The 18,985-nt window shown below is 63.4% G+C and carries 22 protein-coding genes and 1 tRNA gene; 10 read left to right on the forward strand and 13 right to left on the reverse strand.

Going from position 1 to position 18,985, the window contains the following annotated elements; genetic code table 11:
* The first annotated feature begins 137 nt into the window (after nt 1-137).
* Nucleotides 138-845 (forward strand): cyclic nucleotide-binding domain-containing protein, encoded by a 708-nt coding sequence (locus LCF60_RS13610; RefSeq protein WP_292292461.1) that lies wholly within the window; start codon nt 138-140, stop codon nt 843-845.
* On the forward strand, nt 842-1,225 hold the full coding sequence (locus LCF60_RS13615) for a DUF3307 domain-containing protein (protein WP_292292462.1): 384 nt from the start codon (nt 842-844) through the stop codon (nt 1,223-1,225). Before LCF60_RS13610 ends, LCF60_RS13615 begins: the two co-directional genes overlap by 4 nt.
* A 325-nt stretch (nt 1,226-1,550) precedes the next feature.
* Here the strand turns inward: LCF60_RS13615 and LCF60_RS13620 are convergent, their stop codons facing one another.
* The 8 genes from LCF60_RS13620 to LCF60_RS13655 form a co-directional block, all read right to left on the reverse strand.
* Nucleotides 1,551-1,925, reverse strand: a complete 375-nt coding sequence (locus tag LCF60_RS13620; protein ID WP_292292463.1) for an STAS/SEC14 domain-containing protein — start codon at nt 1,923-1,925, stop codon at nt 1,551-1,553.
* Nucleotides 1,926-1,991: 66 nt separating this feature from the next.
* On the reverse strand, nt 1,992-2,498 hold the full coding sequence (locus LCF60_RS13625) for a GNAT family N-acetyltransferase (protein ID WP_292292464.1): 507 nt from the start codon (nt 2,496-2,498) through the stop codon (nt 1,992-1,994).
* A 118-nt stretch (nt 2,499-2,616) separates the two neighbouring features.
* Nucleotides 2,617-3,579 carry an ester cyclase gene (locus LCF60_RS13630; RefSeq protein ID WP_292292465.1) on the reverse strand — a complete coding sequence of 321 codons (963 nt, stop codon included), beginning with the start codon at nt 3,577-3,579 and terminating at the stop codon, nt 2,617-2,619.
* Between the two features lie 108 nt (nt 3,580-3,687).
* Complete coding sequence (locus LCF60_RS13635) at nt 3,688-4,296, reverse strand: hypothetical protein (RefSeq protein ID WP_292292466.1); 609 nt, start codon at nt 4,294-4,296, stop codon at nt 3,688-3,690.
* 14 nt (nt 4,297-4,310) lie between these two features.
* Complete coding sequence (locus LCF60_RS13640) at nt 4,311-4,739, reverse strand: VOC family protein (protein WP_292292467.1); 429 nt, start codon at nt 4,737-4,739, stop codon at nt 4,311-4,313.
* 79 nt (nt 4,740-4,818) lie between these two features.
* Nucleotides 4,819-5,559 carry an alpha/beta hydrolase gene (locus tag LCF60_RS13645; RefSeq protein WP_292292468.1) on the reverse strand — a complete coding sequence of 247 codons (741 nt, stop codon included), beginning with the start codon at nt 5,557-5,559 and terminating at the stop codon, nt 4,819-4,821.
* 69 nt (nt 5,560-5,628) lie between these two features.
* Nucleotides 5,629-6,876 (reverse strand): MFS transporter, encoded by a 1,248-nt coding sequence (locus tag LCF60_RS13650; protein ID WP_292292470.1) that lies wholly within the window; start codon nt 6,874-6,876, stop codon nt 5,629-5,631.
* Nucleotides 6,877-7,039: 163 nt separating this feature from the next.
* Nucleotides 7,040-7,285, reverse strand: a complete 246-nt coding sequence (locus tag LCF60_RS13655; protein ID WP_292292471.1) for a hypothetical protein — start codon at nt 7,283-7,285, stop codon at nt 7,040-7,042.
* 310 nt (nt 7,286-7,595) lie between these two features.
* Here LCF60_RS13655 and thrS point away from each other — a divergent pair, with 310 nt between their 5' ends.
* The 6 genes from thrS to LCF60_RS13685 all read left to right on the forward strand — a co-directional run bounded on the left by thrS (nt 7,596) and on the right by LCF60_RS13685 (nt 13,155).
* Nucleotides 7,596-9,542 carry a threonine--tRNA ligase gene (gene thrS, locus LCF60_RS13660; RefSeq protein WP_292292472.1) on the forward strand — a complete coding sequence of 649 codons (1,947 nt, stop codon included), beginning with the start codon at nt 7,596-7,598 and terminating at the stop codon, nt 9,540-9,542.
* 232 nt (nt 9,543-9,774) lie between these two features.
* A complete protein-coding gene (locus LCF60_RS13665) occupies nt 9,775-10,080 on the forward strand; it encodes a DUF2282 domain-containing protein (RefSeq protein ID WP_292292474.1) in 306 nt (101 codons plus the stop codon).
* 89 nt (nt 10,081-10,169) lie between these two features.
* A complete protein-coding gene (locus LCF60_RS13670; protein ID WP_292292475.1) occupies nt 10,170-11,027 on the forward strand; it encodes a DUF692 domain-containing protein in 858 nt (285 codons plus the stop codon).
* Nucleotides 11,024-11,758 carry a DNA-binding domain-containing protein gene (locus LCF60_RS13675; RefSeq protein WP_292292477.1) on the forward strand — a complete coding sequence of 245 codons (735 nt, stop codon included), beginning with the start codon at nt 11,024-11,026 and terminating at the stop codon, nt 11,756-11,758. The genes LCF60_RS13670 and LCF60_RS13675 overlap by 4 nt, the downstream gene beginning before the upstream one ends.
* 27 nt (nt 11,759-11,785) lie before the next feature.
* A complete protein-coding gene (locus tag LCF60_RS13680; RefSeq protein WP_292292478.1) occupies nt 11,786-12,358 on the forward strand; it encodes a DoxX family protein in 573 nt (190 codons plus the stop codon).
* 59 nt (nt 12,359-12,417) lie between these two features.
* A complete protein-coding gene (locus LCF60_RS13685) occupies nt 12,418-13,155 on the forward strand; it encodes a folate-binding protein (protein ID WP_292292479.1) in 738 nt (245 codons plus the stop codon).
* 359 nt (nt 13,156-13,514) lie between these two features.
* Here LCF60_RS13685 and efp read toward each other — a convergent pair whose 3' ends face one another.
* On the reverse strand, nt 13,515-14,078 hold the full coding sequence (efp, locus tag LCF60_RS13690) for an elongation factor P (protein ID WP_292292485.1): 564 nt from the start codon (nt 14,076-14,078) through the stop codon (nt 13,515-13,517).
* A 214-nt stretch (nt 14,079-14,292) separates the two neighbouring features.
* Here efp and LCF60_RS13695 point away from each other — a divergent pair, with 214 nt between their 5' ends.
* Entirely contained in the window at nt 14,293-14,616 is a 324-nt protein-coding gene (locus LCF60_RS13695) for a DUF6280 family protein (RefSeq protein ID WP_136440881.1), read from the forward strand.
* 96 nt (nt 14,617-14,712) lie between these two features.
* Here the strand turns inward: LCF60_RS13695 and LCF60_RS13700 are convergent, their stop codons facing one another.
* The 3 genes from LCF60_RS13700 to LCF60_RS13710 all read right to left on the reverse strand — a co-directional run bounded on the left by LCF60_RS13700 (nt 14,713) and on the right by LCF60_RS13710 (nt 18,153).
* Nucleotides 14,713-15,963 carry a hypothetical protein gene (locus tag LCF60_RS13700; protein WP_292292489.1) on the reverse strand — a complete coding sequence of 417 codons (1,251 nt, stop codon included), beginning with the start codon at nt 15,961-15,963 and terminating at the stop codon, nt 14,713-14,715.
* Between the two features lie 69 nt (nt 15,964-16,032).
* The gene (locus LCF60_RS13705) at nt 16,033-17,430 is read right to left on the reverse strand and encodes a TolC family outer membrane protein (RefSeq protein ID WP_292292491.1); all 1,398 of its coding nucleotides are present in this window, start codon (nt 17,428-17,430) and stop codon (nt 16,033-16,035) included.
* 69 nt (nt 17,431-17,499) lie between these two features.
* On the reverse strand, nt 17,500-18,153 hold the full coding sequence (locus LCF60_RS13710; RefSeq protein ID WP_292292493.1) for a protein-L-isoaspartate O-methyltransferase: 654 nt from the start codon (nt 18,151-18,153) through the stop codon (nt 17,500-17,502).
* Between the two features lie 161 nt (nt 18,154-18,314).
* On the opposite strand from LCF60_RS13710, the gene LCF60_RS13715 reads away from it, so the two are divergent.
* Nucleotides 18,315-18,388, forward strand: a tRNA-Cys gene (locus tag LCF60_RS13715).
* 25 nt (nt 18,389-18,413) lie between these two features.
* On the opposite strand, the gene LCF60_RS13720 is transcribed toward LCF60_RS13715, so the two are convergent.
* Complete coding sequence (locus tag LCF60_RS13720) at nt 18,414-18,938, reverse strand: hypothetical protein (protein WP_292292495.1); 525 nt, start codon at nt 18,936-18,938, stop codon at nt 18,414-18,416.
* Nucleotides 18,939-18,985: the final 47 nt, after the last annotated feature.

Here is an 18,985-nt window from a genome sequence, read left to right on the forward strand (position 1 = left end):
GCTTCCCCTGGGGAAACTGCAAAGCATTCATCCTGCTTTTCATGCCCGCCGGTCCCGACCGAGGCCATCAGAGAAAACCTTTGCTTTTCGTCACCACGGCTGTTTTACAACCCTTTATTGTATTGACGGATCCGGTCATGGAAATTTTCACAAGTGATCAGCTGTTGAATGGCGCAGGTCTGGCGGGGGTGCTGTTCTATCTTGGCTCCTACGCGCTTTTGCAACTCGGATTGCTGCGCGGCAACGGATATGCCTATGCCATCCTCAACCTCGTCGCCGCGAGCCTGGTCCTGCTGAGCCTGACGGTCGCCTTCAACCTGTCCTCGGCGCTTATCCAGATGTCCTGGGTGGTCATCAGCATCTTCGGAATTGCCCGGCTGATGTGGATCAACCGCAGGGTGCGTTTTTCGGACGAGGAACAGGCGCTGCTCGACACGGTCTTTCCCGACATGCCGACCCCGATCGCGCGGCGTTTTCTCAACCGGGGCAACTGGGTCGATGCCGAATCGGGTGCCCTGCTTCTGGCGGAAGGCGAGCCGGTGGTGAACCTTTACTACCTTGCCGACGGAAAGGTTCAGGTCATCTCGGGCGGCCAGCCCATCGGCACGGTCGGCAACGGGTTGCTGGGCGAGATGAACGTTCTGTCCGGCGGCGTCGCGTCGGCATCGGTTACGGTGCTTGATCCGGCACGGCTCTTCGTGATTTCCGGAGACACGCTGCGGCGGATGGTGGCGCGCGACCCCGAGTTCCGCATCCTGCTCGAGAACGGCATGGGCCGCGATACCGGGCGCAAGCTGATGCGGGCCAATGAACGGCTGTCGACCCTGTCGGAGAACACGGTGTGAGCGGTGCCGCCGTTCTCGTGGCGCTGGCCCTCTTTCAGGTCAAACACTACCTCGCGGATTTTCATTACCAATCGGCCTGGATGGTCGCGTCCAAGGGTCATTACGGACGATGGGGCGGCGTTGCCCATGCCGGGTTGCACGGAGGGCTGAGCCTCCTCGTGCTGATCGTCGTCGCACCGTCGATGCCCATGGTCGTGGTCCTGCTCGTGCTGGCCGAGATCGTGGTGCATTACCATATCGACTGGATCAAGGCGCGCGGCACGGAACTGCGCGGCCTCGAGCAGGACGATCGGGCGTTCTGGCGTTGGCTGGGGCTGGATCAGGCTGCGCATCACCTGACCTATATCGCGATGCTGGCGATTCTGATCGCGGCCGCCTGAACCGGGCCTGACACGGACCACCGACAAGCCCGCCCGCGAAACACAAGGTCGCCAGCGCGATGGCACTGTCGTCACGCTCGGGGACCCTGGACACCGCCGACTTGGCAGGCTCGGAATTCAGGTCGTCCATGTGCCCCCGGTTTGACCTGACCCAGCATACCTCCACTGGCAGATTTCGCGCGCCAGCTTTCAGGACATGTCCCTGGCGTCACCTCTGCTCTGCACCGTGCCGTCCTGTGCCGCCGCCGGCAGATCCCCGAGCAACCGGGCAGGAGCAGCCAAAGAATGGCCGCGACGGAACAGCCCCGCCGCCATGCGCCCGATGTCAGGCAACCCCGGTCTTGAGCCAGGCCTCGGCCTGTTCGCGGTCGTGCAGCTCGAACGCCTTGATGTCGATGCCGGGGAACAGGGCGCCCTCGACCTCGGCCGCCGTTCTGATCCACGCCGCGTCGCACAGAACCGCGCAGCGGTCGAACCGGCCCAGCAGCCCGAACATCTTGGGCAGCCGGGCCATCTCGACGGCGATGGCGCCCATGTCGGGAAAGGCGAAAGACGTGATGGTATAGAGCATCCGGCCCTCGTTGACGTCCTGCGACATCTCGAGAAGGTCATCGAGCGCCCGGCCCATTTCCTCCGAGCCGATCCTGCCCGAGAGGTCTATATCGACCCGGTTCGGTTCCGGTTTGGTGATCTTGAGCATGGTCCCCTCCTTGTGCTGCCACCAGACAACCCCGTTTCGCCGGATCGCGCCATGACGCAAGTCAAGTCACAGCGCCCGCTGCATGAAGACAGCCGGAAAGTTGATGCCCGGCCGCAGCGGAACGTCGATCTCGCCCTGCGCCTCGAATCCCATCGCCTCGTAGAACGGCACCGCGCTGCGGGTGCTCTGACAATGCAGCTGGCGCATGCCGCAGGCATGGGCATGCACCAACGTGTGGTCCATCAGCGCCCGGCCGATCCCTTCGCGGGTGCGGCGGTGATCGGTCACGACATGACGGACGTGACCGATGCCGCGCGTTCCGGGCCTGTCACCCGGCGCCTGCATGGTCCAGCCGCCAGCCCCGACGATCTGGGGCCCGTCGCAAACCACGAAAAAGCTGCCCGAGGCAATCAGCGCGGGCTGCGCTTTCGAGATCAGCGGCACGGCGGTGACAAGAACCGAGGGCGGATAATCCGCCTTCAGCAGAATGGGATAGGATTGACCGAACAGCGCGTCCAGGGCGTCCAGATCGGACGGTTCGGCCGGACGAAGCGTAAGCGTGTCTCCTCGCATAGGTGGCCTTTCAAGTTGGTTTCGACTGGGACAGAAGCTAGGTCGGCTCCGCGTCCTTGTCGACCGAAGTCAGCCTTGGCATCGTCAGCCATCGCGGGCTGCGGGCCGGAACGTGGCGTCACCCCTGATGCGCCAGGATCTGTGTCCAGATCGCGGTTTCGTCGTACAGCGTCCATTCGCGCCGAAGCCCACGCGGACCGAACTCGGCATGGGACATCCCCATGACATGCACCTCCGCCCCGGTCGGTGCGCCAAAGTGGCCCCATCCGTCATGCCTGCCGCTCAGCGACCAGCGGATCGCGGCACGCGGCGGCATGTTTGGTTCCTCCATGCCGATCTGGTGGTGAATCTTGAACGTGGCAGACGGAAAGGCCGATCGCAGGCCAAGCCAGAAGGCGTCGACCCCGGGTATGCCATGCACGGTCTGCCCGCCGGGATATTCGGCCTGCACCGCGCGGTCATACTGGCCCGGAATGACCGAAAATTCGGCCTCCATGATGCGCGTCAGCAGCGCCGCGAAAGCCGCGCCCCACTGATTGTCATTGCCCCGGCCACTATAGGGCCCCTGCACATCGACCGAGGGCCGGCACGGCTGGGTTTCCGGATCGAGCCCGGCAATCCGTGCGCGGGTCCAATCCCGGACGTCGACCCCCAGCTGCCGCAGCACGGCGCCGGTGTCGCGGATCTGCCATTCGTCGCTGATCCTGTTGGCCTTGGCGAAGCAGTCGGCAATCGCGCGATAGGTCACCCTGCGCCCGGTGGCGGGGCCGAACAGGCCGTCGCGCGCATGGGCCGCCGTCGACAGGATGCGGTGCGACGACATCATCCCGACCTCGGGACTGCCCGACCAGATCACGTCTTCGCCCAGCAGGACACGGTCGGGAAACTCTGCCAGCGTCGCCATCGCCGCCGCCGTCGCGGCCGGTGCGCCAAAGGACATCCCCTCGGGCATGCGCAGGATCACCTCGGGGTGGTAATAGTCCTTCATCCGGGCACCAAGACCGCGATCCTCCCAGATCTCGCGGGTGATCCCGAGGATGTAGTCGGGGAAATCCGCAAAACGGTTGTCGAACCCTTTCATCGCAAGCCTTCCGCTAGGCGAGCCGATCCGCGCAGAATCACCGGCCCGTCGATTTCGATGCCCCTGACTGCACAAAGGACGCTTCGATTTGGTTAACATGCGCCCGCATCACGGATGGGAAACACCCCGAAATGGCGGAAAATCGGCATAGCGCGTCGCGCGTTCCTCTGGCGGCACGGAAGGCGCGGCGCCTGCCCGAACCAGGGTGCCTTTCGGCGCGACATAGCTGTCGATCCGCCGCTGCGGATCCGGCCGCCACGCGATGTTGAAGGCGCAGAGCTTGGGAAAGACCCAGACCTCTGCAAAAGGCAGATGATCATACAGCCACCACGCCAGATCGCGCCAGTCGCGGCCCTGGTCATAGCGATCGGCGAACCACGGGATCACGATGCTGGCGCCCGCCACCGCGACCTCGGGGCGGTCCCAGATATGGCATTCCAGCGGATAGTCATTGCGCGCGCAGTTCAGCCGGTTCCGATTGCCGAACCGATTGAGCGCGGCGGACCGATACCCGGACCGCACGGCGATGCGCCCGAAGGTCTCCTGCAACGGATCGAGCAGCGTCTCGCACAGCGCCCGCCCGCGCGCGATGGCCAGATCGGGATGGTCCGGGATGTTCTGAATCGCGTGGAAATTGCCGATCTCGGAATAGAGGAACTCGCGCATGTAGAAATGCCGCGACAGCCGGACCCGGCCCAGCGACTCGAGGCTCCACATGCTTTGAGGCCGCCTCAATACCCCATCCAGCGAAACGCACCGTCACCGTCGCGCAGGGGCGAAAACGGGTTATGCGCGACTTCCCAGACATGGCCCTCGGGGTCGTTGAAATAGCCGTGATAGCCGCCCCAGAACACCTCTTGCGGCGGCTTGAGCACGGTGCCGCCTGCGGCCTCGACCCGACCCATGACGTCATCGACACCGGCCCGGTCGCGCGCATTGTACCCCAGGGTCATCGCCCCGCGCCCAAGCCTTGCCACGTCGATCCCGATATCCTCGGCCAGCTTGGCCAGCGGGTAGAGCCCGAGGGTCTGCCCCAGCAGGTCATAGGCGATGATGCCTTCCTCGGTCTCGACCCGGCGCCAGCCCAGCGCGTCGTAGAACGCCGCCGCCGCGTTTGCATCCGCCACGCCCAGTGTGATCAGCGATATCCGCTGCTCCATGAAAACACCTCCATCCGGGCACATGCGCCCGATGAAAGACTATACATCGGGACGGCCCACGAGAAGCGGGATCGCGGCCTCAGCCGATCACGTCGCGGATCGCATCCTCGATCATGCGGAGGTTCGGCGGCTCGGAAAACCGGTGATCCGCGCCCTTGACCAGCGTCAACTGCACATCCGGACTGTCGATGTGATCCAGCAGGCCCAGCGCCGTTTCGCGGCGGACGGCATTGTCCTCGGTGCCCTGGACAAGCCGCACCGGGTACGGCATGCGCAGCGGCGACCGCAGGACAAGATTGGCGCGCCCGTCCTCGATCAGGCGGCGCGTGACGATATACGGATCGCCATATTCCGAGGGCAGCGCGACCTGCCCGTCCTGCATCAGCTGCCGCCGCTCGTCTTCGGAAAACCCGGCCCAGAAGCCGTCCTCGGTGAAATCCGGCGCTGCGGCGATGCCGACACATCCCACGACATGGGCCAACCGTTGCGTCAGCAGACAGGCGATCCAGCCGCCCATGGACGACCCGACCAGCACGATCGGTCCGTCGCATGTGGCCTCGATCACCGCCTGTGCATCGCGCGCCCAGTCGCCGATGCAGCCCTCTTCGAACACGCCCTCCGACAGGCCGTGCCCCGAATAGTCGAAGCGCAGGAACGCCCGGCCCTGCGCCTTGGCCCAGGCCTCGAGATGCACCGCCTTGGTGCCTTCCATGTCGGACTTGTAGCCCGAGAGGAACACGATGGTCGGGCCGCCGCCTTCGGTCTTGGCATAGGCCAGCCGCGTGCCGTTTGGTCCGTCGATATGCTGAATGGATGTCACAAGTGCCTCCGGTCCTGTTTGCCGCGACTTTACGCAAAGCGCGCCGGAACCCAAGGGGTCACAGGCGATCTAGCCGGTTTCGACCTCGTCGAGGCGCAACGCCAGAACGCCGCCGATCAGCGACAGGACCGCGAACCCGGTCAACGCCACCACCGGGCCGGCCAGGGCCAGCAGACCGCCGAACGCGCCCGTGATCAGCAACAGGACGCCGATCGCCGTGTTGGCCAGGGCGGCATAGGACGAGCGCGCGTCCTCGGGAGACATGTCGACCAGGTAGACCGACCGCGCCGACCGGACGCCCTGGTAGGACAGCATGAAGAAGAACAGGATCCCCGGGATCACCCAGAGCGTCTCCGCCCAGCCGCCCAGTTCGGCGAGCACCGCCAGCGTGGCAAAACCCGCCGCCAGAAGGCCCGACAGGAACAACACCCTGCGCGACGACTGGTCCGACAGGCGCCCCCACACATAGGACCCCGCAAACGCAGCCGCCGCCGAAGCCAGAAGCAAGGCCCCCAGCCCCTGCAGGGCGGATTGCCCCCCGCCCAGCAGCACGAAATAGGGCGGCGCCAGCGCCGTCACCGTCAGCAATCCGCGCACCGCGATGAAGAGCCGGAACTGGCTGTCCTCCTTCAGGGGCGTCAAGTCGACCGTGGTGTTGGTGGTATCGTCCGAGGGCTGCTCTTCGAGCGTCGAAAACAGCGTTGCCGCCGCCACCCAGAGCCCTGCCGCAAGCGCAATGGCGACGATCACCGGCGTCACGTCGCGCAACAGGCCGGACAGCAGCAAGCCCGCGAAGATCAACACGGCAATCGACGCGGTGGACCCCGCGATGCCGGTGACCGCCCCGCGGCGGGTTTTCTGCACCGTCTTGCCAAGGATGTCCTTGAAGCTGACCGAACAGGCCGCCCGCGACACGGCCAGCACCGCCAGTGCTCCGCACAGGGCCAGCCCGGCCGCAAGCCCGTCCATCGTCAGGGCAATCGCCACGATCGCCAGCGCCGCCGCGCCCTGTCCGGCGGATCCGATCACCCAGATCCATTTGCGCCGTGTTCTGGATTGCACCCATCCGGCCAGCAGGATCTGCGGCAGCAATGCCCCCGCCTCTCGGATCGGAACCAGCAGCCCGACCAGCGCGGCAGGCGCACCCAGCGCCCCGGCAAGCCAGCTGAGCACCAGCTTGGGGTCGATCAACCCGTCCGCTACCTTGGTCATCGACAGGCTGACCATGTGGCGCACCCCGTTGCGCGCCTCGCGGTCGCGGACCGCCTCATCGGCACCGGTGATGTCTTCGTAGGCTTCGGTAACGGGGTGGTTCATGCAGGAGTCCGTCGGTGGTTTATGACCGGCAACGAACGCATCGGAGGCCTTGAGGTTCCCGATCCTTGGAAATAATTGCCCGAACTGGCCTTACACAACGGGTGCCCCTGTCAGGATCGATCACGCCAGACCCGGCTCGATCAATGCGACAGGCAAGTCCCGCCTACCCGCCGATATAGGCGCCGGTCTTGGGACGGTAGAAGTTCTTCTGATTGTGCAGGCGCCCCAGCAGATCGTTGATCCGCTTCATCGACGCATCCACCTCGCGGGTGCTTTCGCAGGGCTGCAAGGGATCCGCATGCTGGTCGATGACAGCGGTGTTCAGCGTCCGCTTGGTGCTGCGCAGCGCGTCTTCGATCAATTCCATGTCGTCGACGGTCAATTCGAATTTCGTATTGTAACCGGGCATTGGCTGCTCCCCCGTGTCGCGTGACGTCGTGAAGTTTCCGATAGTGGAATGTCGTTATACATAGCAATTGCGTCGCTTTCGTCCACAGCGAAACGCAGCGCCAAGCGCCTGATATTAAAGGGTTTCCGATAATACATTCGTATACCGCCCGGGAATCCCGGCAGTTCGCGTCCAAACGCGCCGACTCGACACGGCATTCTGCGGCGATCCCCGCCTTGACGCGCCTCGCCCCCCCTGCCAAAAGCCGCGCACGATACATAACCCGCAACCGGGCGTTCCGTGGGCGCCAAACTGACGAGGAGCTGGGCCAATGAGCCAGATTTCCCTGACCTTCCCCGATGGCACTGCGCGCGATTTCGACAAGGGTGTGACCCCTGCCGAAGTCGCCGAGAGCATTTCCAAATCCCTGTCCAAGAAGGCGATTTCCGCCACCGTGGACAACGCGCATTGGGATCTGCAATGGCCGATCGAGACCGACAGCCGCATCGCCATCAATACCATGCAGGACGACGCACCCGCGCTTGAACTGATCCGGCACGACCTTGCGCATATCATGGCGCGCGCCGTTCAGGAGATCTGGCCGGACGTCAAAGTCACCATCGGCCCGGTGCGCGACAATGGCTGGTTCTACGATTTCGACCGCAAGGAGCCGTTCACGCCCGAAGACCTTGGCGCGATCGAAAAGCGGATGAAAGAGATCATCAACGCCCGCGACGCGGTGCGCACCGAACTGTGGTCGCGCGAGAAAGTGCGCCAGCATTACACCGACAATGGCGAACCCTACAAGGTCGAGATCCTCGACCGGATTCCCGAGGGCGAAGACATTCGCATGTATTGGCACGGGCACTGGATGGACCTCTGCCGGGGTCCGCACCTCCAGCACACCGGGCAGGTGCCCGCCGATGCGTTCAAGCTGATGAACGTGTCCGCCGCTTATTTCCTTGGCGACAACACCCGCCCGATGCTGCAGCGCATCTACGGGGTTGCGTTCAAGAACCGCGATGACCTCAAGGCGTACCTGAATTTCCTCGAGGAAGCCGACAAGCGCGATCACCGCCGTCTGGGCCGCGAGATGAGCCTGTTTCACATGCAGGAAGAAGCGCCGGGGCAGATTTTCTGGCACCCGAACGGCTGGACCATCTACACCCAGTTGCAGGACTACATGCGCCGCAAGCAGATGCGCGGCGGCTATGTCGAGGTGAACACCCCGCAGGTTGTCGACCGCAAGCTGTGGGAGGCGTCGGGCCACTGGGACAAGTACCAGGACCACATGTTCATCGTCGAGGTCGACGAAGAGCATGCCCGCGAAAAGGCGGTGAATGCGCTCAAGCCGATGAATTGTCCGTGTCACGTCCAGATTTTTAACCAGGGGTTAAAGTCTTACCGTGACCTTCCGTTACGTATGGCCGAATTCGGCTCGTGCAATAGATATGAACCCTCCGGGGCCCTGCACGGAATCATGCGCGTGCGCGGTTTCACCCAGGATGATGCCCATATTTTCTGTAGAGAGGACCAGATCGAAGATGAGACAAAACGCTTTATCGACTTCCTGTCAGAAATCTACCGCGACCTTGGCTTCGAAAGCTTCAAGATCAAGTTCTCCGACCGTCCGGACACCCGTGCCGGATCGGACGAGGTCTGGGACAAATCCGAAAGCGCCCTCAAGGCGGCCACGGCTGCCGCAGGTAGCGAGTTCGAGCTGAATCCGGGCGAAGGCGCGTTTTATGGGCCCAAGCTCGAGTTCGTCCTGACAGACGCGATCGGCCGGGATTGGCAATGCGGCACCTTGCAGGTGGATTTCGTGCTGCCCGAACGGCTGGATGCGACCTATATCGGTCAGGACGGCGGACGGCACCGGCCGGTGATGCTGCACCGCGCGACCCTTGGGTCGTTCGAACGGTTCATCGGCATCCTGATCGAGGAACACGCCGGCAAACTGCCCTTCTGGCTGGCCCCGCGTCAGGTCGTCGTGGCCTCCATCGTGTCCGAGGCGGATGACTACGTGCAAGAGGTGGTGGCGGAACTGACCAAGGCCGGTGTGCGCGCCGAGGCGGATATCCGCAACGAGAAGATCAACTACAAGGTCCGCGAACATTCGGTCGGCAAGGTGCCGGTGATCCTGGCCATCGGCCACCGCGAGGTCGAGGAGCGGACGGTCACCGTGCGCCGCCTCGGAGAGAAGCAGACCTCTGTAACATCGCTGACCGAGATCGTGAGCAGCCTCGAAAAAGAGGCGACTCCACCCGATCTTCTGTAACATTCCCGCGCTGGAAGTTTTCAGAAAGGCCCCGTATTGTTACGGGGCCTTTTCTATTTCGCTGAAAACACACGGAAAACCGTTGCATGCTGCTTCACCCTACGTCACGCACGTGTGAAACACACCGCCGTGAATAGCGCGACAGGCTGACGCGGGGCATTGTCGTGTCATCGACGCGGCACACGCAACGTCGAATGAGTTAAACTGTAATGTAACCAAAAGGACCATCTTCATGTCGAAAGCCTTCAAAACCGTTGCGATTGTCGGTGCCGTTGCTGCAAGCCTCGCCGCACACACATCCACCGCCACCGCCCAAGCCAAGGAAAAGTGCTTTGGCGTGTCTCTTGCAGGTCAGAACGACTGCGCCGCAGGTCCGGGCACAACATGCGCCGGCACGTCCAAGGTCGACTACCAGGGCAACGCCTGGACACTGGTCGATGCGGGCACCTGCGCCGAAATCGAACTGCCCGCGATGGCCGACGGCTCCGCGCGCATGGGCTCGCTCGAAGAGCTGGAGCGCGATCTGCCGCAGGGCTGATTGTTCGGCCAGGCCGGGACATATCCGGCCAGCCCTTGCCAATTCCGCAGGCCGGGCGTTCGTCCGGCTTGCCACCAAAGAGGCCGACCATGCCCGATGCAACGTCCGCTTTCCCGCAACTGCCCGCCCTGCCCGGCGTCGGCTACAAGGCACAGCATTTCACCGACATTCTGAACGATCCCGACCCGGTTGGGTGGCTTGAAGTGCATGCCGAGAATTACATGGGTGACGGCGGTCGCCCGATTGCGCAGTTGCGTGTCCTGTCCGAGCGGTTTGCGATCTCGGTCCACGGTGTCGGCCTGTCGATCGGCGGCGAAACCCGCCTTGATCCAGACCATCTTGCCCGCTTGAAACACCTCTGCGACTGGCTCGACCCTGCCAGTTTTTCCGAACACCTGGCGTGGTCGACCCATGACAGCCATTTCCTCAACGACCTGCTGCCGCTGCCCTATACAAAGGACACGCTGAGCCGCGTTGCCGATCACATCGACGAGGTGCAGAGCCTGCTGGGCCGAAGGATGCTGCTGGAGAACCCGTCGTCTTATCTGGCCTTTGCCGAGAGCACCTTTTCCGAGACCGATTTCCTGGCCGAGATCGTGCGCCGCACCGGCTGTGGCCTGCTGCTCGACGTGAACAACGTGTTCGTGTCCGCGACCAATCTCGACTATTCGCCGCAAGGCTATATCGACGCCTATCCGCTTGACGCCGTTGGGGAAATCCATCTGGGCGGCCATGACGAGGATGAAGACGACCACGGCGCGCCGTTGCTGATCGACAGCCACGGGCGCGAGGTGGTGGACCCGGTCTGGGCGCTTCTGGATTACACGCTGGCCCGCTCCGGCCCCAAGCCGCTGCTGGTCGAATGGGACACCGATGTGCCCGAGTGGCCGGTCCTGGCCGCCGAGGCGCGGCGCGCGGCATCGGCGCTGACACGCGTGCTGTCATGACGGATCAGGGCGCCTTTCACACCGGGTTGCTGAACCCTGCCGCCCCGGTGCCCGAGGGCCTGACGGATGGTCACGACCAGCCCGCCGGGCGGCGCTATGGCGTCTATCGCAACAATGTCACCGTGTCCCTGCGCGACGCTCTGGCCGACGGGTTCCCGTCGCTGGTCAGCCTGATCGGACGCGAGAATTTCGACCATGTCGCCCGCGCCTATCTGCGGCAATCGCCGCCCACGTCGCCATTGATGATGCAGTACGGCGCGGGTCTGCCCGGCTTCGTGGCCTCGCTGGAGCAGTTGAGGCACCTGCCCTACCTTGCCGATGTCGCCCGGATCGACGTGGCGATGCGGCACAGCTATCACGCAGCCGACAGCACCGGGATCGATCCCGGCGCGTTGCAGGCGCTGGACGAAGACAGGCTCCTGGCCACGACATTCACCTTTGCCCCGTCGATGATCCTGCTGCGGTCGCAATATCCCATCGGGTCGATCTGGCATTACAGCCTGCGCGGCGGGGACAAACCCACCGGCACGGCGCAGGACGTTCTGATCCTGCGGGCCGAATATGACCCGGAACCCTTCATCCTTGGCCCCGGTGCCGGGGATGTGATGGACGCCTTGCAAAACGGCACCGCGTTCGGGGACGCCCTCGCACTGGGGGGCGATGATTTCGACCTCGCCGCGCTGCTGAACCTCCTGCTGTCACAAAACGCCATCACCGAATTGTCTCGCTGACGTTTCTCAAACCGAAAGAGCACCGCCATGGACCGCCTGACCTTTCTTCACTCGTCTGTCTTTGCTGCAATCGAGCGTCTGTTCGACGGTCTGGTTCCCCTGCTGGCGCGGTTCGTGTTCGCCGCAACCCTGCTGATGTATTTCTGGTCCTCGGCCATGACCAAACTGGGCGATGGGGTGATGGGTATCTTCATCCCCTCCACCGGCGCCTACGCTCAGATCTTTCCCAGGCAAATGGAAGCGGTCGTCTATGACGTGTCGCAACTGGGCGTCTTTCATTGGGCGGTGGTTGTCGCGGGCACATGGGCCGAGTTCATCTTGCCGCTCCTGATCGTGATCGGACTCTTCACCCGACTGGCTGCGCTGGGGATGATCGGGTTTGTCGTCGTGCAATCGCTGACCGACCTTTACGGCCATGGCGGCATCGCTCATGCCGAAACGCTGGGTGCATGGTTCGACCGGGTGCCCGACAGCGCGATCCTTGATCAGCGCGCGTTCTGGGTGCTGATCCTCGTCACGCTGGTGATCAAGGGCGCAGGCGCGCTGTCGGTTGACCGCATCCTGTCGCGCCAGATCCTCGGAGCGCCTGCCGCCGCCTGACCCCCTTGCACAAGGTCGCAAGGCCGTTATCTCTGACAGGAACACAGTCAGGGGGCGACATGGCGGACCGAACGGTTCTGAAGATCAGCGGCGCAGAGACACGGGATTTCCTGCAAGGGCTTGTGACCAATGATGTGGCCAAGCTGGATCGCGGACTGGTCTATGCGGCGATGCTGACACCACAGGGCAAGTACCGCGCGGATTTCTTTCTGGTGCCTGCGGGTGAGGCGATTCTGCTGGACGTGGCGACATCGCTGGCGGCAGGGCTGAAACAGGCGCTGACAATGTACAAGCTGCGCTCCAAGGTCGAGATCGAAGAGACCGACATCGCTGTCACACGGGGGCTGGGCGATGCCCCGGACGGGGCCTTTGCCGACCCGCGTGATCCGTCGCTGGGCTGGCGCGGCTATGACGGGCAGCCGGGCGATGACGGCGTCGATTGGGACGCGCTGCGCGTGTCGGCAATTGTCCCTGAAAGCGATGTCGAGCTGACCGGAGACAGTTTCATCCTCGAGATGGGATTCGAGCGCCTGAACGGGGTCGATTTCCGCAAGGGCTGTTACGTCGGTCAGGAAGTCACCGCGCGGATGAAGCACAAGACCGAACTGCGCAAAGGGCTGGCACAGGTCGCGGTCGAAGGTCGCGCGCCGGTGGGATCAGAAATTGTCGCCGGGGAAAAGGCCGCCGGGACGCTGTTCACACAAGCTGCTGGTCAGGGGCTGGCCTATCTGCGATTTGACCGCGCGGGGGACGACATGCGTGCCGAGGACGCGGTTGTCCGCTATTCCCCGGCCTGAGGCCACGCCCAAAACCCAGCGCGGGACTGTCCCGGCCGGGCTTTGAGCCGTGTGGTGGAAGGAAGCGGCGCCGCCCCGAAGGTCGACAACTCTGCCCGTGTGACGGGGTCTCCCCCGCGACCATGAGGCTGCCAATGCCTCGGAAAGATCGATCTCTGGTTGGTCAACGCGTTGCCGCGTCACGCCGAAGAGATGTCTGTCGCGGCATGGGAGTGACCCTTCCCGCTCGGTGCGCACCGTGGGAGGGGGTATGGCGCTGCAAGGGTTAATGGTAGTGAAATGCGGCGTTCGGTGGACAGATTTTCGAAACCGCCTGGACAAGCGCGTTCGACCGCGCTTGTCGCTTTGCAGACCCGAGGTCAGGCGCGCTCGGAATATTCCATCGTTTCGGTGTTCACGACGATCATCTCGTCCTGACCGACGAAGGGCGGCACCATCACCTTGACCCCGTTGTCGAGGATCGCGGGTTTGAAGCTGTTGGCGGCGGTCTGGCCTTTGACGACCGGTTCGGTCTCTTCGATCTTGCAGGTCACTTTCTGCGGCAGGGTCGCGTTCAGCGCCTCGGCCTCGTGGAATTCCACGAGAATCGTCATGCCGTCCTGAAGGAACGGGCGGCGTTCACCAAGGATATCGGCAGGCAGTTCGACCTGGTCATAGGTCTCGGTGTCCATGAACACGAGCATCCCGTCGGTTTCATAGAGAAACTGCATATCTTTCTGCTCGAGCCGGACGCGTTCGACCTTGTCGGCGGACCGGAAGCGTTCGTTGAGCTTGGAGCCGTTGCGCAGATTCTTCATCTCGACCTGGGCGAACGCGCCACCCTTGCCGGGCTTCACATGGTCGACCTTCACGGCGGCCCAGAGGCCCCCATTGTGCTCCAGCACATTGCCGGGGCGAATTTCGTTACCGTTGATTTTGGGCATGGCTAAACTTTGTCAAAAGGTTGATCGAACTTTGGCTGCCCCTATATCTGGGTGATGCTGAGCTGTCCAGCCGACGAGATATCGTGTTGCAGCTGCAGAAAGCCATGCGCTTTGTGCATAAAAGGTATGCAAAACTAGGGTATCCGAATCGAATGGAATACGCCATAACGGGCCTCACGCCGGAAACACAAGAGCAATAATCACAGGACGGATCATGAAAGATTTCGTTGACGGTACCGCCTTCAACGCTGAGCAAGGTAATCGGGCACGCAAACTTTTTGCTGCCGTTGTGCTTGCCGCATTGGACGACGCGATCGCGGATGACAAGAAATACGGGAACGGCCCGGAGCAGATCGCGCGTTGGGCGCGGTCGCGTGACGGCCGTGAAGTGCTAAGCTGTGCGGGAATCGATCCGAACGAACGGGTTGTATCTGGCCTCATGGATTTTGTGGGCAAAGGTGTCCGCACGTCCGTCGCACTCTCGCGCGAAGAAAGCGAACGTCGCAATGCAGCTGCCCAGCAGGCGGAAGCCGCTTAAGTCACGAGTTGAAATGTAGAAAAACGCGCCCTTTCGGGGCGCGTTTTCTTTTTCCGCCCCGCCAAACGCGAGGGTCATGGTACCGGTCTGCCCGGCTCAGTCGAATTCCTGAGAGATGAGCATGCGGTGAATCTCGCGTCGGACCAGTTTGCGCACGTTGCGCGTGATCCGCTCACCCAAGGCGCCCTGGAGTTCCTGCCGAACGATATCGCCCACAAGCTCGCGCAGGATGGCCTCGTCGATTTCGAACGATCCATCCGCGTCATCCTCGGCCACCATGGGCACGTCCTCGGGCGGCGAAGCCATGACGGGCTCTTCTTCGGCCACGGGTTCCTGAGGCTGCGCCTGCGGCCAGGCATTTTCGGCGTGCAGAACGTTGGACCCGACGGTTTCTTCCGCCTCGTCCACCTCGACGAACGGCGCCTCTTCGGACCAGGTCATCGGTTCACTGGCGGCCGCCAGATCATCGGCATCGGGACGGTCGCGCTCTTCCTCGAACTCGTCGGCATCGCGCGCCACAAGACGGCTGAGCGCGGCAACCTTGTCTTCGAGCGTCTGCGGCGGCGCGGGAACCTCCGGCTCGGGAGGCTCGGTCACAATGGCCCCGGCCGGCTCTTCATTCCAGTCCTCAGGCAGGAGGTCGCCCTGCGCGTCCGCTTCATCCTCTGGACCGATCCGGGTCTCGTCTTCGGGCGTGTCTGCGGCATCGAAAGCGTGCCACGACGCCTCCTCGTCGGATTCGGGGAGTTCTGCCGCGTCGGCTTCGGCGTCGGTCGCGACGGCGTCATCGGACGGCGCGTCGTCATCGTCATCCTGCGCGAAATCCACCTCGGAGGTCTCTTCGACGGGATCGCTGTCTTCCGCGCTGTTGTCATATCCCGGCTTGGTCAACCCGAGGGCTGCGGCAACCTCTTGCTCGATCAGCCAGCTGAGATCGGTGCGCTCGGCCTGCTCCGGTTCCTCGGACGATTCCTCCGCTGCGGTTTCCGCTTCTTCGGGGTCGGACGAGTCGTCGGAGTCGAACCGGTCGATATCGGGAAAGGACTTTTCGACATTGCCGAAATCAGACAGGCGCGCCTCGCGGGGAATCTCTTCGATCGGGCGGTCTTCCGCCTTTTCGGGCCTGGGCCTGACCGGTTCCACGACCGGCTGCGTCAAGAGCACAGGGCCGGTGGCAGGCGCGGGTGCCGGTTTGTCGTCCTTCACCCGAAGATCGGGCGTCAGCACCAGCCGGCCCGGTCTTTCGGGCCTGCGCGCGGACGGTCCCGAACGCGCATCCTCGGACACGAGCTTTCGGATCGACGACAGGACGTCCTCAATTTCCACGTTTGTCACGGGATCAGACATGGTTCACCACTGCTACCTCACACCCAGAGTAGCTTGGCGGCACCTATCGCACAACAGATGCCGAGAAACTTAGTTTTTTCCCAGGGACCTGAGAACACGATCAAGCTGCTGACCCTGCTTGCTCAGGTTGACCGGGCTGTCCTTGACCAGGTTGTAATAGTCCACCGGGTCATATTGCGGTACGTTCAGCTGCAGGTCATCGGCCGTCAGGTGGCCGATGGTGGACAGAACGCGGTAGGCCGCGACACCCTGATCCACCTCTGCCGAGATTCGCGACGACCGCGCGTTGAGCAATTCCTGTTCCGCGTTGAGCACGTCAAGCGTCGTCCGGGCTCCAAGGGCCGCTTCCTCGCGCACACCGCGGAATGCAACGGTGGCCGCGCGGATCTGGCGATCGGTCGAATCGAGGCTGGCGCGTGCGATTCGCAGTTGCGCATAGGCGTTTCCGACATTCTGCGTGACCTGGTCGATGACCTGGTGCAATTGCCCGAGCGTCGCGTCGCGGTTGGCAATGGCCTGCCGCACGAGCGACGTCAGCCGCCCGCCCTGGTAGATCGGGCCGCCCGCTTCGACACCGACGGACCCGCCCCGGTTGAAGCGTTCGGTATCGATGCCTTCGGTCACCGTCAGACGCCCATTGAGCCGCACCGTCGGCTTCATCGCCGCTTTGGCCCGCAGGATGTTCAGCTCGGCGGCTGCGACCTGGTGCTGGATCGATTGTATCTGGGGATGTTCGCGAACCGCGATGGCCTTGGCAAGATCGACCGTGTCGGGCAGGTTCGGCAGGCTGCGCAGCGGTTGCAGGTTGCCCGGTCGACGTCCGACTACGGCCAGGTATTGCTCCTGCGCGATGGCCAGCGCACCTTCGGCCGCCGCAAGCTGGCTGCGGGCCGCGGCGAGACGGGCTTCGGCCAGCGAGGTATCGGTGCGGGTCACCTCCCCCACTTCGAAGCGTTCCTGTGCTGCGCGCAGTTCCTGCGCGATCAGGCGCACGTTGTTCTGCCGCAGCGCCACGGTTTCGATCGCGCGACGCACCTCGAGATAGGCTTCGACCGCGGACAGCAACACCTGCTGTTCGACATTGATCAGCGATTGCCGCGTGCCCAGCACCGCTTCCTTCGCCGTTTCGATCGCCAGCCGGTTGCGACCGGCATCGAAAAGCGTCAGTTCGGCCGACAGGCTGCCCGAAATGGTGTTCGACACGGTGGGCACGATCGTGTTGTTGGTCGACGCGCTGCGGCTGGTGCCGAACTGGCGTGTCGCATCCGCCGACCACGAGAGCACCGGACGCAGGGCCGCGACGGCCTGCGCGACATCCTCGTCCGCCGCCCGCAGCACGGCGCGGTTCTGTTCGAGAAGCCCGCTGGTGTTGTAGGCTCCGATCATCGCATCCGCCAGCGTTTCGGCCCTCACGGCAGAGGCGCTGATCGCCAGGCCCAGAGCCACCGCAAACGTGGTCAGTTTCATGCGTGTCGCCATTGCTGCTGTCCTCCAAGACCTTTTTTTGACTTTGTCGTTCCGGATCGTGCGCGCCGTCTAAAGCGCGAACTCTGCTTCTTTTGCGAACCCCGGCAGAACCGGCGCGGACGCGTTGAATGCGAAGCGCCAGCTCATGTCATTGTCGATCTTGTAGCCCACCCGGACAACGCCCAGGGCGCCTTCCATGAAGACGCAGCTGATCCTGCCGCCCTCCTTGAGCTGATCGATGATCGCGGCGGGCACCTGTTCGACCGCCCCCTGGATCAGGATGGCGTCATAAGGCCCATGCTGTGGCGCGCCTTCGGTCAGCGGCCCGACATGCACGGCAACATTGTCGGCGCCCTGCTCAGACAGGATCGACTGAGCCTCGTTGGCCAGATCCTCGTCTTCCTCGACTGCGATCACCGCCTCGGCCATCCGCGCGACCACCGCCGAGGAATAGCCGTAGCCCGCGCCGATATCGAGCACGAGCTCGGTGCCGGTGATATTGAGCACGTCCAGCATCTTGCTCAGCGTGCGCGGCTCGAGCATGACCCGCCCGGGCGCGAGGACGATGTTCTCGCTGATATAGGCCGCCTCGACCTGCTCGCGCGGAACGAACTGCTCTCGCGGGACGGACAACATCGCGTCGATGATCGGGAACTTGGTCACGTCGGAAGGACGGACCTGGGTATCGACCATCATGGTGCGGCGGGCGGCAAAGTCTGTCATTGGGCGCAACTCATCCGTTCAAGGCATCGAGGCTGTTTTGCCACAGCTGGCAAAGTTCAGCAATCCGCGGACGGCAAAATACTGCCGCATCGTGCATTCTGAACAACATCGCATATGCGCTTGACGCGCCTCGCCCAAGCGCCTATTCGAAACGCCACTCTGGCGAGTTGGCGGAGTGGTGACGCAGCGGATTGCAAATCCGTGTACACCGGTTCGATTCCGGTACTCGCCTCCATTTAAAATCAATGACTTAGCAGAAATCAGCCGATCAGGCTGACGCGAGTATAGACAAAGGTCTGGCTGTTTTCGCGCAGCCCTGAGGCGATCCTTGCCGTCGTCGTCAGGGTCACGATCGTGGCGGGCGCAACTTGGCGCCTTGGATCGCGCCGACGAATCCTTATGATCTTGGCTCGTTCTCGTTGATCGACGGTCTGTTGCCGCCGGTCTGGGCAGAGGGCGGTGCCCCCGGTTCCTGCTTGGCACCGACGATCAGGGCCGCGACATCGATCCTGCTCGAAGCGACGCTGTCCTTTCTCGGCGTCGGGCTTCCCACGAAGACGCCGTCGCATGGCACGTTGATCCGGATCGGGATGCAGTACCTTCTGTCCGGCGAGTGGTGGATCTTGTGGATTCCAACGATGTTCCTCGTCGTGCTTGTCATCGCCATCAACCTGCTTGTCGATTTCCTGCTGGAGCTCTTCAACCCGAACCTGCGCCCCGAACATGCTGCGGGCACGCTCGGGGTCGAACGCCGCGGAGTTGCAGGCGATTGCCGATGTCGCCATCCGAAGCACGATCGGGGCGCAGGCCTGAGACCGGTCCGACAGCCCTG

The sequence above is a fragment of the Marivita sp. genome, assembly GCF_020055635.1.
GTDB lineage: Bacteria > Pseudomonadota > Alphaproteobacteria > Rhodobacterales > Rhodobacteraceae > Marivita.